The 16,708-nt window shown below is 54.9% G+C and carries 9 protein-coding genes; 8 read left to right on the top strand and 1 reads right to left on the bottom strand.

What is annotated here, in order from left to right; all coding sequences use genetic code 11:
- Positions 1–94: 94 nt before the first annotated feature.
- Both MICA_RS07810 and MICA_RS07805 read left to right on the top strand, forming a co-directional pair.
- The gene (locus tag MICA_RS07810; protein ID WP_014103187.1) at positions 95–664 is read left to right on the top strand and encodes an HNH endonuclease; all 570 of its coding nucleotides are present in this window, start codon (positions 95–97) and stop codon (positions 662–664) included.
- Positions 665–701: 37 nt separating this feature from the next.
- The gene (locus MICA_RS07805) at positions 702–1,058 is read left to right on the top strand and encodes a hypothetical protein (protein WP_014103186.1); all 357 of its coding nucleotides are present in this window, start codon (positions 702–704) and stop codon (positions 1,056–1,058) included.
- Between the two features lie 319 nt (positions 1,059–1,377).
- Here MICA_RS07805 and MICA_RS07800 read toward each other — a convergent pair whose 3' ends face one another.
- Entirely contained in the window at positions 1,378–1,911 is a 534-nt protein-coding gene (locus tag MICA_RS07800) for a disulfide bond formation protein B (protein ID WP_014103184.1), read from the bottom strand.
- Positions 1,912–2,101: 190 nt separating this feature from the next.
- On the opposite strand from MICA_RS07800, the gene MICA_RS07795 reads away from it, so the two are divergent.
- The 6 genes from MICA_RS07795 to MICA_RS07760 all read left to right on the top strand — a co-directional run bounded on the left by MICA_RS07795 (position 2,102) and on the right by MICA_RS07760 (position 16,699).
- The gene (locus MICA_RS07795) at positions 2,102–2,731 is read left to right on the top strand and encodes a hypothetical protein (protein ID WP_014103183.1); all 630 of its coding nucleotides are present in this window, start codon (positions 2,102–2,104) and stop codon (positions 2,729–2,731) included.
- Between the two features lie 455 nt (positions 2,732–3,186).
- Positions 3,187–4,575 carry a hypothetical protein gene (locus MICA_RS11900; protein WP_148260451.1) on the top strand — a complete coding sequence of 463 codons (1,389 nt, stop codon included), beginning with the start codon at positions 3,187–3,189 and terminating at the stop codon, positions 4,573–4,575.
- Positions 4,576–4,684: 109 nt separating this feature from the next.
- Entirely contained in the window at positions 4,685–11,719 is a 7,035-nt protein-coding gene (locus tag MICA_RS07775; RefSeq protein WP_014103181.1) for a tail fiber domain-containing protein, read from the top strand.
- Positions 11,720–11,731: 12 nt separating this feature from the next.
- Positions 11,732–12,865 (top strand): LamG domain-containing protein, encoded by a 1,134-nt coding sequence (locus MICA_RS07770; RefSeq protein WP_014103180.1) that lies wholly within the window; start codon positions 11,732–11,734, stop codon positions 12,863–12,865.
- A 60-nt stretch (positions 12,866–12,925) separates the two neighbouring features.
- Entirely contained in the window at positions 12,926–14,908 is a 1,983-nt protein-coding gene (locus MICA_RS07765) for an Lcl domain-containing protein (RefSeq protein WP_014103179.1), read from the top strand.
- 12 nt (positions 14,909–14,920) lie between these two features.
- Positions 14,921–16,699: a LamG domain-containing protein gene (locus MICA_RS07760; RefSeq protein ID WP_014103178.1), complete on the top strand. Its 1,779-nt coding sequence runs from the start codon at positions 14,921–14,923 to the stop codon at positions 16,697–16,699.
- Positions 16,700–16,708: the final 9 nt, after the last annotated feature.

Raw genomic sequence — 16,708 nt, 5'->3', positions numbered from 1 at the left:
AATATATTGTGTAGGCAAAGCGCGAGACCTTTTTTGTTCTCCTCACTCCCGCCCGTAGGGTCTCCCTTTCGTCACAGCGAAGGAGTGTGTTTGCATGAGTGCTATAACTCCCCTTGAACAATGTCCGGCTCTGATCCTGAATGCGGATTTCAGACCGTTGAGTTATTTCCCTCTCTCACTCTGGTCGTGGCAGGACGCGATAAAAGCGATCTTCCGCGAATCTGTCGTCGTTGTGTCGGAATATGAACGCGTGATCAGTTCGCCATCACATCAGATGCGACTGCCCAGTGTTCTGGCGCTGAAGGAATACGTGCCCATGGAACGGGCACCGGCCTTTACACGATTTAACGTGTTCCTGAGGGACGGGTTTGAATGCCAGTATTGTGGCGATACCTTCAGGACGCAAGAGTTGACGTTCGATCATGTGATCCCGCGGTCACGGGGCGGACGTACAACCTGGGACAATATCGTCACGGCCTGTCAGGGATGTAACCTGGCCAAAGGCAGCATGACCCCGCGCGAGTGTGGCATGTTTCCGATGACCGATCCCGTACAGCCGTCGATATTCGAGCTCCAGGAAAACGGGCGAAGGTTTCCTCCAAACTTCTTGCATAGAAGCTGGGGCGACTTTCTCTACTGGGATACAGAGCTTGTAGACCAGTAAGCCCATAAGCGTAAGAGAACCTTGAAGGGAGGTTGTCATGTTTGGGAAGGTCTTTAGCATAAATCAAAAAACGGTGATGGATGCCATCATGTTCTTCGTCGTGCAGACGGTGATCTTGGTGGGTATTTCAACAACGTTGGTCCACGTCTTGGGAATGATGGGCGTCATTGATGGCGCAGCCGGAAGTTTCTTTGAAGGTGGATCTGTTTACACGATGATCGGCTCAGCCTTCGTGCTGTTGCTGGCCAGCGGTATCGTTATGAGCAAGGGATTGAGCAGCGATGTGTTCTCAATCATCCTGGCGGTCGCAGGTGTTTACCTGGCCTGGACCACAGGCGTGCTTCTGGGGCTGATCCCCGTTGCATTGCTCAGCACGTTCGACGCACGCAAATAGAACGCGCGTCACGTTACGTGACTTGAATGAATAACGAACCGGGCACCCGCGGGGCCCGGTTTTCTTATGCCGAGGGATAGGGGAGGGGCAAAAACGTCAATAAAATAAGGCATTTTCTAAGATTTCGCTTGACTTCGCAGGTGCAACATTTAAGTATAAATGCTTCAACCCGAGCAAATTTTTTAGAAGAAGGCCTTCGCAAAATGTTTAGAGACCTGTTTGATCTGTCCAAATCCCGCAGCCTGAAAGAAAGCGTGGGCTTTTATATTTTTTACGGCGCGGTTGGTCTGGGCATTACGGGTCTGGTTGGCCTGTTCGCTTAAAACCCGTTGGCTTTGCGCGTGACCATGATGGATGCGGCGGTCGCATAAATCCCCATGGCAAAGGCGATGATGGCGTTATAGCCCGCCATTGAAATTCCAAACAACGACCATGCCACAGCATCGCAGCGTACAGCCGCGGTGCTTTCTATTTTATCCAGAATGGATCCGCCGCCCGTGACATCAAATCCGGTGGAGCATCCTTCGAATGCGGAGGCCCACCAGTGATATTCAACACCAACATGGTAGGCGGCGAGCAGTGTTTCGCCGATAAAGATCAGGGCGGTGATAAAAATCAGCGCGGCGGCCGGTTTGGCGTGGCCGCGGCGGGCCAAAACGAAGGCGGCCAATCCAATTAGGATGATCGCGGCATACGGCCAGCGTTGATAAACGCACAACACGCATGGGGCCAGGCCGAACCCGTATTGAAAAACAAACGCCGCCGCCAGCAGCACGGCCGGAACCGCCGTAACGATCGCGGCGGCCAAAGTGGGGCGGGTCAGGACGGAATTGATCAGGTTTTTCAATTGCATGGCATTTATAACGTGCTGGGATGGGTGTGGTTGTTGGCAATCATGTAGCATTCTAGCGCGAAAAAGGCAGGTTTGTGGGCATTTATCTTGTATTTGATTTACCTAATATTTACATATCGGGCGCTATGCTCTGATACAGATAGTCAGGGGCTCTGACTCGAAAATCAGAACCCGCAAGGAAGAGATTGTTATGACCGATTACAAACGTGGCGGATCCCGCCTTGTGGCGTTGAATGTGGATGTAGATGGTGGGTTTCTGACCGAGCAGGGCTACACCGCCATGCGTGACCAACTGGATACGTTGCGTCGCCATCATCCACAGGCTTTTGACGATCTCAATAAACTGGCCAAAAGCTGGCGTGACCGCAGTGGTGAAACGCTTCCGGCGGATCGGTTGCAGGCGTTGGATAAAGCCCTGCAGGATACAGGTTTGCCCCGCGATGCGTCGGTGATGAAGGTGTTGTCGGATTATGCCGCGCACGGATTTCAGAAAGATTATCATCCTGGCTTTATGAAGAATGCAAATGGGCGTCCGTTTATGCCCTCGATTTTCAATGCGACGGCCCAGAATGTGCAATCTTTTGCGGCCAACCACCCGGATTTTGTCGAACCGCTCCGTAAAATCGTGAGTGGGGGAGATGCGGCGCTGGTGGTCAGCCCGGCCAATATGTTTGCCGACAAGCGGCTGGGCCAGCAATTTGCCAGCGCTTTGCGTGAGCATCATTTGCTGACCGACCGGGCGGGTGGCATTGCCCTGCAGGTGCAGGCCGTGGCGCCGGAGGTTTTTCGTAATCAGGGCCCTGTGGCCGGGCGGGGCTGAAATTCACCCTCTGGTGCGGGCGTTGGCTTGATTCGCGCTTTAAAATCCGTAAGATAGACGGGTGTGTGTACCCGTTTTCACCGGGGGCGTTCGTCCCCGGTTTGTTATCTATAGTTTCTGCGTTCTTCACCCTATCCTAAGTGTTGTATTTCCATGGGGTTACCCCGCGCCATATCACTCAGAATGCGATGCAATTCCCATCTGCCCCTGACTTGGGCAGACGGGCGCGAAAACGTATTTTTTTCAAATCGTTGGATCGCAGGGAACCGGGCGCAGAATTATGGTTTTGGTAATGATTTTCTGGGAGAATCTAACCTAAGCCAGTGTATTTGCAATTTGCCCCGGCACCATAAAAACAAAAAAGAATTTTTAAGTCAGTCGGTTAAAGGATTATGGGCCTGGGGTATGAAAACGATTGTATGTGACTGCGCCCCCAGAATATCGGGGAGCTGCATATGACCGAACACCGGCCCGAGAATAATATTGAGCGTAATACTAGGGACCTAGCGGGGGACTTCCGTTTGACGTCACAGCGCAGAAGCGAGCGCGGTAATATTTTCGCCGCCCTGTTCGGGGCGGTCGCGCTCATTGGTGTTGTTGGCGCTGCATCCACCGCCTTGATGCGCGGTCCTCTTTCCACCGTTGTCACCGTAAACCAGAAAGCCAAAGCCGACACGCAAATGCAGCTGGCGGCGAAGCTGGCGATTATGGAGGCCGCGCAACAGGCGGCGGGTGGCGATTGCGATGGTGATGGTTATATTGAGCCGTTGGTGCCGCGTGGCCCATCGGGCAGCGAGCCCATTCCCACCAACGGTGGTTTGATCCCCGGTGTTATCGGCGCAACCAAAACCGACCCATGGGGGACGGAGTACGGATATTGCGTTTGGGACATGAAAGATATTGGTACGGGATCTTGCGCCGCCGGTCTGATTGATGGGCCGACTGTGGATGCAGCCGCCAACAGCTCTGTCGTGCTGGCCATTATTTCCGCGGGTCCCGACCGCGCATTCCAAACGGCTTGCGAAACTTATACTGCGAATAACGACCATGTGACGCAGGCGGGTGATGATATTGTTCACACCTTCACTTATGACGATGCGCGTGGCTTGTCCGATGGTCTGTGGACGCTGAAGCAGGGCAACCCCGACGTTGCCACTATCGACAAAGAAATCGAATTGAGCAAAGCCGCAAGCTTCCTGAGCGAAACCAGCTTCCAGGGTGGTGCGAAATTTGACAGTGGCTTCCTTGACCTGAGCGCGGGTGGTTTGATGAAACTGCCGACGCAGGCAACATCCGGTGTGTGTAACGTTGCCAACACGGGCGTGTTGCGCATCGACACATCGGGTGGCGGCCAGCTGTTGCAGATTTGCGACCCGTCGGCCGACGTCATTCTGGACCCGGATGGCGACAAATGGGTTGATATCGGTGGCTCTGGTGGCGTGGGTGGCAATATCGACGGGCTGACTGATGGATATAGTCATGGCGCTAGCCGTAACTTGTTTCTTGGTTCTGAAGACGCCAACTTGAACGTAGACCCTGCGCAGGCAATCAGTAACGTAGCGTTGGGCTTGGGCTCGGGCGAAGCTATTGTGTCGGGCGATCACAATACGTTGTTGGGTAACTCGGCCGGTTACAATATTACAACTGGTAACAACAACGTAATGATAGGCTCGGGTGCTGGGGGTGGCGTTACGACGGGTTCGAACAACATCATCATAGGCAATTCTGATGCTCTCGCTGCGGGCACGAGCAATGAATTGCGCATCAGCAATTTCATTTTTGGTGATATTTCTGGCGGTCGCCTTGGTATAGGGGGGGGCACCAGGTGCTGGATACAAGCTTGATGTCGAAGGCGGTACTGTGAATGCGGATCGCTATGAGGTCGCTCCTAACGTTTTTTACAGCACCAGTGGGTCGGATCTCCTTCTCGGGACATCGAATACAACTCGCTTAGTGATCGATAGTGCCGGCCTTGTCGGTATTGGTATGTCGCCGTCTGAGGAGCTTGATGTCGCCGGCGATATTCGTGCGAGCGAAAGTTTCTACGCTGATGAGGGGAATGCTGGGGCTCCTGCTTATTCTTTCGATGGTGATGCGGATACGGGTATTTTTGGCTCTGGGGTTGGTGATCTGGCCATTTCTACCAACGGCTTGCAACGCCTCGTCGTCGATTCATCTGGTAATGTCGGTATCGGTGAACCGTCACCGGGGCAGGCCTTGGATGTTGTTGGGAACGGTGAATTTTCTGGCTACGTTCTGGGTGAATCGTTCCGCATCGATGCTGATACTGGTCTGTATGATCAAGGTGCAGGATTGTCGTTGAATGTTGGCGGTGCGCCAGCGTTGACGATCTTGTCCTCGGGCGAAGTTGGCATTGGTACAACAAACCCGAACATGGAGCTGGAAGTTTCCGGCGCAATCCGTATCGGTGATACGGCGAATGGATGCGGTGCGGGAACGTCGGGTTCTATTAAATACACCAGCGCGGGTGATGCGCTGGAATATTGTTCGTCCGATGGGAATTGGTACGCGATCGGCGCGTCCGGTGGCGGCGGCGGTGGTATTGGTTCACCGCGCATTAGCTCTCTGCAAGAAGCGTCGGCGATAAATACCATCGATAATGCCAACTATACACAAACCTGGAACTGGGACACCCTGACCACCGGCAATGGTCTGCGCCTGGGGTCCACGTCTGTGACGTCGGGTAATGTGCTGAGCGTTGTTGCCAACAACACCTCGTCCGACGGAAGTGCGATCCATGCACGTGCAAATGGTTCGTCTGGGTCTTCCGCGATTTTGGCGGAAGCGACGGGAAGTACAAGTTACGGTTTGGAAGTGACGCACGCCAATACGGTTGGTGCAGGTGTTTATTCTCTGTCCACAGCCGGCACGGCAGGTGATTTCGTCAGTAGCGCCGTTGCTGGTGTGGGCATTTATGGTACGGCCAATGGCGGTGGCATGTCGATGGGTGGTCGTTTCACCAGTCAAAGCACGTCCGGCGGTTATGGCGCCTATGTGAACGCGGCGGGGGCGACGGGAACAAACTACGGTATCTATGCGCAAGCCAACAGCGCCGATGCGTATGCCGGTTATTTCATGAACACGGCCAATGGCTGGGGTATTTATACTGAAGATGATTTCGGCCTGGCCGCAAATTCCTACATCAACTGGGGCACGATTGGCTCCACGACCAAAGGGGCGGGCGGTTACGGTATCCGTGACAATAACGGCGTCATCGAGATGAAAAACTCCGGCGGCATATGGTCGCCCATTTCCAACAGCGGTAGCGTTGGTGGTGCACCGGGTGCGGATACGCAAGTTGTTTACAACAGCGGCGGTACCTTGGGCGCGGATGCGAATTTCACGTGGGATCGCACCACGGCCCGCATGGGTCTGGGCGTTGCATCGCCGACGGGGCGTCTGCAAACGGGCGATACATTATATGATACGGCCGTTTGCCCGGCCGGTTATGTCGCGGGCGATTTCGACGGTGAAGGCGACGTGCAGGACTGCGTGTCTGTCGGTCTGGTCGTTCTGCCCGATGGTAATGTCGGTGTGGGTACGACAACGCCGAATTTGATGAGCGCCGCGCGTGAACTCTCTGTCTCCACAGGGATGGCTTCGGGTGCTGTTGGCATTAACCTGCAGGGTAATGTGACCGATGGATCCGCCGTTGGCGCGATCGGGGCGTGGAATAATTCTGATCTGGTATCGATGATTCAGTTCCCGCGCACAGGGACGGCCGGATCGATTCAGTTTGGTGTATCCGATGGCGCATCGATGGACTTGAATGCCATGATTCTGCAGTCGGATGGAAACATCGTTCTGGGTGATCTGGCGGCGGATGCGGGCCTGCGCCTTGATGTCAACGGCGCGGTCGGCGCGACGGAATATTGCGATGAAGATGGCTTGAATTGTATCGACATCGCCGACGTATCCGGTGCCGGTGGGGCCGATACGGAAGTGCAGTTTAACAGCGGCGGGAAACTGGCCGGCTCACCGGGCTTTACCTGGACGGAAGGCTCCAGCGCGTTGAACGTTACGGGCCGCGTAAATATCACTGACCGCGTCAACATCGCGGGACAGGTCGGCAGCGCTCCGCAATTGATGCGTCTGGGTGATCTGACCGATGTGGATACAACGGGTGCTGTGGATGGCAATGCCATTATATTTGATGGCACAAACTGGGTTGTTGGTACGGTCGGCTCTGGTTCGATCGGTGCCGCCGGTTCGGATCGTCAGGTTCAGTTTAACTCCAATGGAAACTTGGCGGCGGACGCGCATTTTGTTTACACATCAGCTGGGGACTTCATTGTGGGTTCCAGCCAGATGGATGATGCCGCTGGTGCGGATGATGATTCACGAATGTTCTTTAACAAGGCGAAATCTGCTTTCCGCGTTGGTGCCCCCATACTTATGACTTGGGATGATGCGTATGTTGGAAATGGCAGCGTCGCAACCGGCGTGGGCACGCTGGCGTCCGGAGATATGAGCGTGGCCCTGGGATCGTTCACACAAGCAACAGGGGTGAGCTCTTTTGCTATGGGTGCATCGGCAATTGCTAGTGGTGAAACATCCTTTGCGCTTGGGAATCAAGCAGAGGCGAGCGGTGAAGATAGTGTCGCGATTGGCGAGGACACGGACGCGATCGGGAACGGAAGTTTTGCGGCCATAGATCGGGCCTACGCAAGCGGAACGAACGCTATTGCGATTGGGCAGCAGACATTGGCGACCGGCACCAACAGTGTTGCTTTGGGTACGCGAGCCATGGCGGGGAACGGAACCGCTGGAGCCGCAGGGAATTATTCCATGGCGCTTGGCCTTGGCTTGGCTGCTAATGATTGGCCAAAGGTAACGGGGGATTCATCTTTCGGCATTTTCATGGGTAACCAGGATTACCTGGACATTTCTGCCAATAACCAGATGAGTTTGCTTGGCGGCAAAATGGTGATCGACCCGCGTGTTCCGGCGACGAACCTGACGGCGGATACAACCTTCGAAGTCGAAGGCACAATCAAAATTTCCTACAGCAACGAAGCCTGTGACGCATCGCGCGAAGGCTCCATCCGTTATATGAGCAACACCGACACCTTCGAAGTTTGCGCTGCCACGGCCAGTGGATGGGAAGAAATCGGTGGCAATATTGAACAGGTCGCGGGCGATCCGCCGGTCAGCAACTTTGTCGAAAATCTGGATGATCTGGGCGACGTTGTTCTGGCCGGTTCGGCGAACGGCGAATGCTTGGTTTATAACGGCACAAACTGGATCAATAGCACTTGTACATCCAGCGCGCCGAACGCCGCCGGTGCAGATCGTCAGATCCAGTTTAACAGTGGTAACAGCTTCGCCGCCGATGCAAATTTTGTTTACACGTCTGCGGGCAGCCTGATCATCGGGTCATCTGAAATGGATGATGATTCCGGCACAACGGATGACAACGCCCGGATGTTCTTCGACAAGGATAATGCCGCATTCCGGGCCGGATTTGTTGGTGACGATGTGTTCTGGGATTCCGCGAACCGTGGCTGGGCGAGCGTGGCCATGGGGCAGGATACAACGGCCAGCGGCCAACGTTCTGTGGCCATGGGTAACTTTACCCAGGCAACGGGTGACCAGGCCTTCGCCGTTGGTGAAAATTCAATTGCCAGTGGTGGTTCATCCATGGCTTTCGGGGCCGATACCGAAGCGAGCGGCTTCGCGGCAACGGCATTGGGGAGCACGTCTCGGGCTGTGGGTAATCGCAGTCTTGCTAGCGGTAGTGCATCTTTTGCAGGCGGTGAGAATAGCACGGCCCTGGGGCATCAAACGAAGGCGGTTGGTTATGCCAGTACCGCCATGGGCACGTTTTCAATGGCCACGGGCGAAGCCTCGACCACAATGGGCGAAGGAACCATTGCCACCGGCCGATACGGCATTGCCATGGGACTTGCGGCCGTTGCCGGTGATGGATTGTTTGTTGGCTCTGACCCTGAGCAGGGAAGCCAAAACCCATTGGTGGGTGAAGGGACAATGGCCATCGGTCTTGTGACTGCGGACAATGCGAATAACTTCCTTACGGTCTTCCCGAAAGTGACTGGGAATGAATCACTGGGTATCTTTATGAATGCGCAAGAGGCCGTTGAATTGGCCGATAGCAACACCATGGGCTTGTTCGGCGGTAAAATGGTGATTGATCCGCGTGTTCCGGCCTCCAACCTGTCCGCCGATACCGCGTTTGAAGTTGAGGGAACAATCAAGATCGCCTACAGCGGAGAGGCTTGCGATGCGGATCGCGAGGGTTCCATCCGTTACATGTCCAACACCGACACATTTGAAATGTGCGCCGTGGCGGCCAATGATTGGGAAGCGATCGGCGGCAGCGTAACGCCGGGCGGTGTTGATACCAACGTTCAATTCAATTCGAATGGTACGCTGGACGGGTCTTCGAACTTCACATGGAATGAAGGCACCACAACACTGGATGTGAACGGCGTAGTCAGCATCAGCGACCGTCTGGTTCTGGGTGGAACGGCGGGTAACGCACCGACATATATTGCCCTGGCCGATTTGTCCGATGTTGATGTATCCGGCGTGGCCAACGGCGAATGTCTGGCCTATGACGGCGCGCAATGGACGGCTGCGGCTTGCGGCGGCGGTGGCTCATTCGTATCTTTGAGTGATACGCCAGCGGATTATACCGGTGCGGCAGGCATGTTTGTAAAGGTCAATGCCGGGGCAACTGGGTTGGAATTTACAAACACTCTGATCAATTCTGTTTCTGGCGCCCCGGCTCCGACGGGCATGGTTCTGGGTGATCTTGATAACGTATCCGTTGCGTCGCCGACGAATGGTGATGTGCTGACCTATGATGGAACAAACTGGGTTTCCGCGGCGGGCGGCGGTGGTGGTGCGACTCCGGGTGGGGCTGATACCTATGTTCAGTTTAATTCCAATGGTGCCTTGGGTGGCACGGCCGATTTCACATGGGATCAGGGCAACACGATCCTGAGCATCAGTGGCGTGGTCAGCGTCGGTGAAAAAATTGCTATGGGCGGCGTGGCCGGGAACCTGCCGACCTATATGGGCCTGAACGGCTTGTCCGATGTTGATACAACGGGCGTGGCCAATGGTGATGCGCTGGTCTATGACGGTTCTGAATGGGTTCCGGGATCTGCTGGTGCCACGCCGGGTGGAGCCAACACGCATGTTCAGTTTAATTCGAATGGTGAATTGCATGGTGTTGCCGGCTTTACATGGAATAACGCGACCACCACGCTGGGCGTGACCGGCAAGATTAACGTATCCGATCGCATCAACATCACGGGTCAGGCCGGGAACGCGCCGAATGAAATGACCATCGCCAATCTGGGTGACGTTGCGTTGGCCAGCCCGGCGAACGGTGAATGTCTGGTCTATGACGGAACGAACTGGGAAAACGCGGCATGTGGCGGTGGTGGCGGTGGCGCGATCAGTGGCCTGACCGCGGCGACGGCGACCAATACGATTAACAACCTGAACTTTGCACAAACGTGGAACTGGAACACGCTGACCACCGAGACCGCGTTGGCCATGGCATCGACGTCGATGACATCGGGTACAATGCTGTCAGTGTCTTCGACAAACGGGACGGCCACGGGAACGAATATTTATTCTTCGATCAACACCACCGGTGCGGCCAAGGCTATTTATGGCCGTTCATGGGGCACCAGCGGTACAGCATCCGGCGTTTATGGTGAAGCGGCCAGCGCGGCGGGTTACGGTGTTTATGGTGTTAACAGTGCGGCAGGTTCCGGCGTTTATGGTACGAGTACGGCGGCATCAGGCTATGGTGTAACTGGTGTTGCAAATGGCGCCGGTGGAGTTGGTGTTCGCGGCACGACCAGCAGCACGTCGGGTGTTGGTGTTTTTGGTGATAACACGGCAGTCAGCGGAACTACATCAGGTGTATATGGCTCTGCGGCTAGCGCGTCAGGTTTTGGTGTGTATGGGACTAACGCGGCTTCGGCGGGTATTGGCGTTGGTGGTGTCGCAAACGCTGGCGCGGGTATTGGCGTCTTGGGTATCACAAGCAGCACAACGGCTGGGGCCACAGGCGTTAGAGGGAACTCAACAGGTACATCTGGTGCGGTTTATGGCGTTCATGGCACCAGTTCCAGCACGGCCGGTGCCGGTGTTCTGGGGGCAAACTCGGCAACGAGCGGCTCTACAGCCGGCGTTTGGGGTACTGCGGCCAGCGCATCTGGTTTCGGCATGTACGGTAACAACACGGCATCGGGTGGTACTGGCATTGGCGGTGTTGCAAACACGGGTGCCGGTGTTGCTGTCTGGGGCAGCACGACCAGCACGACGGCTGCGGCCACGGGTGTTCGCGGAACGGCATCCGGTGCATCGGGGGCCACATATGGTGTGTATGGATCATCCAGCAGCGCGACCGGTTATGGTGGTTACTTCACGAACCTCAGCACGGGTGTTGCCTTGCATGCCCAGGGCGACATCACCTACACCGGGGTGCTGACCGATACGTCCGATATTCGTTTGAAAACCGATATCCAGCAACTGGATGCACAGGACGTTCTGGCGCGCTTGGATCAAATCGATACTTATAGCTTCCGTATGCGCGATGATGTTTCTGGCCAACTGGAACTGGGTGTGATGGCGCAGGAAGTTGAAAAAGTATTCCCTGAACTGGTCCGCACGGCCAGTGATGAAATGGGTACGAAATCGGTGAACTACACCGGATTTGTCGCGCCGCTGATCGAGGCGACCAAAACGCTGAAGGCCGAGAATGATAATCTGAAGGCGGAGCTGGCTTCGCTGAAAACGGAACAGGTCGCCATGCTGTCCTCCATCGATGATCTGCGCGCCGACATGAACGGGATGAAGGCGCATACCGGTTATGGGATTGGCAAGGCCCAGATGGGCGTTGGCCTGATTGCGGGAATGATTTTGATGGGGGGTATGGGAGGAATAATACATCTGGTATCCAGACGCCGTCGAAAAATAAGCTAAGGGGCGATAGTGATGACAGTTCTACGCCTTCTTCCCCATGTTTCGTATGCTTTCACATGCTTTGCCACGATGATGGTTCTTGCGCATTCTGCCGCGTATGCCGCGTGTGCTACACCGGCCGGAAACGCGGGGGAGATTGTTTACAGTTCTTCACAAAAATTCTTCCAATATTGCGATGGATCAGACTGGAAGAAGATGAACCAGGGGGCGGGGTCCGGATCTGGCGGATGCGCAAACCCCACAGGTGATGAGGGTGCTCTTATTTACAACCAAGATTCTTGTGTTTTTCAGGGATGTGCCGGAAACGTGTGGCGGGCCATTGGGCCAAAGGGGGCCTCTGAACCAGCCTCTACAAATATGATTGGTCACTGGAAATACGATGAAACCAGCGGGACCGTGGCGGCGGATAGTTCTGGTAATGGCCACAATGCGACGATGTTGAATGGATTTTCCGGGGCTACGAATTCTGTTTCTGGAAAAATTGGTACGGCGTTACAGCCTGATGGGGTGGATGATTATGCAATTATCAGCCATCATCCGAATTTCGACAATTTAGTTGATATTACGATTGCTATGTGGGTCAAACGTGATCAGACCAATGATAAATATGATCCTCTGTTGGCCAAGACAAGCTCGTCGGGTGCTTATCCGTTGACGTTTGAAATTTGTAATGCCTCTCAAGGAAGTTGCGGTGTTTCAGATAATAATAAATTGAGTTTGTATTCAGATAAGACAACCCCGTCGGCAGTCGTGTCTGCACAGACAATTACAGATACAGATTGGCACCATGTTGCAGTTACCCGCTCTGGCACAAATGTTACTTTTTATATAGATGGTGCCAGCGCAGGAACTGCGACAGTCAATGCAAACTCCTACGGTGCTGATGCGGTTAGCCTGCGTTTGGGTAAAGAATCCGCCGCGTCACCATCTTTTGATGGGTCGTTAGATGATCTCAGGTTTTATGGCCGCGCTCTCAGCGCTGTTGAGATCGGGCAGCTTTATGCTTTGGGTGTTTCTACGCGTCAATGTAATCCGGCGGGGACTTGTTTAAATCCGGCAGGAAATTCGGGTGATATTGTGTATAATTCCAGTTCTAATGTGATGCAATATTGTAACGGCACGGGCTGGATTGCCATTGGGCAGTAGAAAGTCGAAAGGTGTTTGCACGTGTTAACACTACATGGGGCAGCAGGGAATTTTAGAAAGGTGACCGCGTTTAAACAGCGCAGGGCAGGGCAACTTTCATCCTTTTTACTCTCGGCGGCTTTGGGGCTGGCCGGTGCGGTGGTCATGTCCAGTCCGGCGTGGGCCGCGTGTGTCAGCCCGGCGGGGAACGCTGGTGATATGCTGTTCAATGATAATTACAAGGTCATGCAATATTGCAACAATACGGACTGGGTTGCAATTGGCGTGGGATCGGAATCGACGTCGACGACGATTGGCCAACCGACGATCCTGAATGCTGTTTCCGGCGTCGCTGCGCCGACAAGCATGGCACGGTATGGTAATTTCCTGTACATCATTGATGAAACGGCAGACACACTGACCATCTTTGATATCAGTTCCCCCGCAAACCCCGTCATACGCGGCAGTGTTGCCGTAACCGGGGCGACACGCGTTGTGGCGCCGAACAATGATTTTGTATACGTGACGGGCAACCCCAACGATACTTTATACAAGGTCAATGTCGTTGATCCCGACAATCCGGTCGTGGCGACATCGCAAACGAACGCCACCACGCTGGATGGTGCCACAGGTGTGGATGTTCTGGGGTCTTATGCCTATACCACATTGCGGACCGCGAACACGGGTGTGACCGCTGTGAATGTGGCAACAACGCCCCCAACAATCGCCGGCACGGCTTTTAATGCGAATTTGGACGAAACAACGGCGATTAAAATCTCCGGCAATTATGGTTACGTTGTAACGTACGCCGGTGCGTTTGGTATTGTTGATCTGACAACGCCAGCCTCTCCGACGGTGACCCACGTTCTGGGTCCAGATCCAACGTACTATTATGGACTTCTGTCCATTGATGTGTCGGGTCAGTACGCATATGCGGTAGCGAGCGAAAGAGACCGCTTGGGCGTCATTTACATTTCAAACCCCACCAACTCGTGGGTTGTCGGTACGTTGGAGGATACAACGTGGTTTAACAATTCTCGGGATGTATTTTTTGTCGACGATTATGTTTTTGCGACGTCCTATGACAACGATTCACTGGCAATTGTCGATGTAACCGATAAGGGCGATCCATCAATTGCCTATACGGTACAAAACGCAACGTATTTGAATGGCGCGCATGATGTGATTGTAAACGGGAATTATATTTATGTGACCGCCACGCTGGCTGGTTCCCTGGTTGTTTTGAGCACCGGTGGTGGATCAGGCGGCGCGCCGGATGGGTGTACAACAATTGGGCAGGAATGTTCTGACGGGACGGTCTATGCAGGCCTGTCACCGGACGGTAACTTCCCAATGTATACGACGCATTGTGATGCGGGAATGACGTGGAACGGGGCAAGCTGTACCGGAACGCGATCCACATTTGCATTCAACAATGCGAACGCCAGCGGTGACACGGTCGGCGGTGCCAGCAGCACCACCAGCGGTTCTGCAAACACGGCGTCGTTGTTGATCACAGACGCAGACAGCATCACAGGTGGCACGCAGCCGCACCAGGCCGCGCAGTATTGCGGTAATTTGTCGGCATCAGGGCGGAGTGACTGGTACCTGCCCGCGTTGGATGAGCTGGCCGTTTTGCACACCAATCGTGTGGCGATTGGCGGGTTTGAATTGAACGCCGGTGCCGCCGGGGCGCAACGTCGCTTGTGGTCATCGACTGAGAGCGGGCAGTTTACCGCCTGGCGTCAAAACATGCCCGATGGTGTGACCGGCGACCCGGTGAAAGATGAAATCAACACAGCGCGTTGTGTGCGCAAAGTTAATCCTTCGGCGGGGTCCTGCACAAGCCCGGCGGCGGATCAGGGTGATATTATTTACAATACGACCCATCATGTCATGCAATATTGCAATGGAACGAACTGGGTTCCCATGGGGCCGAATGGTAATGGCGGCGGCGGGTGCAGTAACCCGACGGGGTCCGCAGGGGATATGACCTATAATGCTACGCACGGCGTCATGCAATTCTGCGAAGGCGATACGTGGGTTTCAATGGGGCCGGAATAGGGGCACGATTTGGTGAAAAGGATTATCGCAGAGAAACAGGCTAATCAAAAATGGGCGTTCGTCGCGGCGGTCCTGTTGCTGCTGTCTGTTGTCTTTATGCCGCGATCGGCGCTTGCCGCCTGCGCCAACCCTGTCGGGGAAGAAGGGCAGATCGTTTACAACACCACCTATGGCACGATGCAATATTGCGACGATACAAACTGGATTTCCATGGGGGCCACCATCGCCCCCGGTGGCAATAACGGTCCAACGGATGGACTGGTGGCGCGGTGGCGGATGGATGATGGCACGGGCAGTGCGATTGCCGCCGATATGCTGGGCCTGCATAATGCCACCCTGACCAACATGAACACGACATCAGCCTGGATCTCCGGGATTCGCGGTGGTGCTTTGTTGTTTGATGGGAATAATGATTATCTGGCCATTCCCGATCATTCTACACTGGATCTGGAATCATTCACCCTGACGACATGGGTCCGATTTGATGGGCCCGTGGCTGCCAATTACTTCTTTGAAAAGGGGACGGCAGGGCAGGCGAATTACCGTTTTTACCTTTATTATAACGGGTCGAACTATGTTCTGGCCTGTGGCTTTCATGATGGCACGACGTGGCGGCAGATTGAACAGACCGTGGGACCATCGCTGGGGGTCTGGTATCACCTGGCATGCACATGGGATAATGTGGGCAAGGAATTAATTATGTACGTTAACGGTGTGACCGCCGGGTATGGGGCCGGGCCGTTTACGCCGGTACAGAATAACGCCGCGCTCTGGCTGGGGCGCAGCCAGCTGGCCGGTGCGGGAACTTTGCTGGGGGCGATGGATGATACGCGCATTTACAACCGCGCTTTGTCCCCGGCCGAGGTGGAAGAGGTGTTGCAGTCCGGAACGGCGACGGCCCATGCCAGCCTGCTGGGACGGTGGAAATTTGATGAATCCAGCGGGTTAATCGCGACAGACAGTTCCCCGAACGCGAATATCGGGACATTGGGCGGTGGCCCGACATGGCAACCCACGGGCGGGCGCGTCAATGGTGCGCTGGATTTTGATGGCGTGAACGATACCGTGATTGTCTACACCCACCCGGTATTTAACGACATCAACACGCTGAGCGTCTCCGCATGGATTTACCCGCGTGGCTGGGGCGAGGGTAATCGTGGACGGATTATTGATAAACGGACCGGGGCGCAGGAATCATTTATTTTTTATGTGCTGAATCCGGGCCATCTGGTGTTTGAGGCATCGCGATGGAATGGCAGCAATGGTGTTTGGGGGTCTAGTTCGGCCGTCATCCCGCTGAACACCTGGACGCATGTTGTGGTCACTTATGATTACGGCGCGCTTGGGAATGATCCCGCTCTCTACGTGAATGGCTCCCCTGTTGGGGTGACTGAATCCACAACGCCGACAGGGGCGGTGGTTGCGGAAACGGCCAACATTAACATCGGCAACGACAACGGAACGGCGCGAACGTTTAACGGTTTGTTGGATGACGTCCGCATGTATGGCCGCGTTTTGGCCGCGGATGAAGTGGCGGCTTTGTACGACAATCCGGAAGGTGGGGTTTGCACAAACCCGTTCCGGGCCGAGGGCGCAATTGCTTTCAATTCCACCAGCGGCGTCATGCAATATTGTAATGGGTCGGACTGGATTTCCATGGGGCCAACAGTGGCACCCGGTGGAGCCGGATGCTCCAATCCGGCGGGGGACCGAGGCACGATGGTTTACAACACCACGCACAGCGTGATGCAGTATTGCAACGGCACCGATTGGGTCGGGATTGGCAAATAAAAACGCCAA

Source organism: Micavibrio aeruginosavorus ARL-13, assembly GCF_000226315.1.
In the GTDB taxonomy this organism is placed as follows: domain Bacteria; phylum Pseudomonadota; class Alphaproteobacteria; order Micavibrionales; family Micavibrionaceae; genus Micavibrio; species Micavibrio aeruginosavorus_B.
This window is presented reverse-complemented; position numbering and strand designations above follow the sequence as displayed.

Coding starts and splice junctions, on each gene's coding strand:
- MICA_RS07805 (WP_014103186.1), top strand. CDS start 702: ATGTTTGGGAAGGTCTTTAGCATAAATCAAAAAACGGTGATGGATGCC.
- MICA_RS07770 (WP_014103180.1), top strand. CDS start 11,732: ATGACAGTTCTACGCCTTCTTCCCCATGTTTCGTATGCTTTCACATGC.
- MICA_RS07800 (WP_014103184.1), bottom strand. CDS start 1,911: ATGCAATTGAAAAACCTGATCAATTCCGTCCTGACCCGCCCCACTTTG.
- MICA_RS07810 (WP_014103187.1), top strand. CDS start 95: ATGAGTGCTATAACTCCCCTTGAACAATGTCCGGCTCTGATCCTGAAT.
- MICA_RS11900 (WP_148260451.1), top strand. CDS start 3,187: ATGACCGAACACCGGCCCGAGAATAATATTGAGCGTAATACTAGGGAC.
- MICA_RS07795 (WP_014103183.1), top strand. CDS start 2,102: ATGACCGATTACAAACGTGGCGGATCCCGCCTTGTGGCGTTGAATGTG.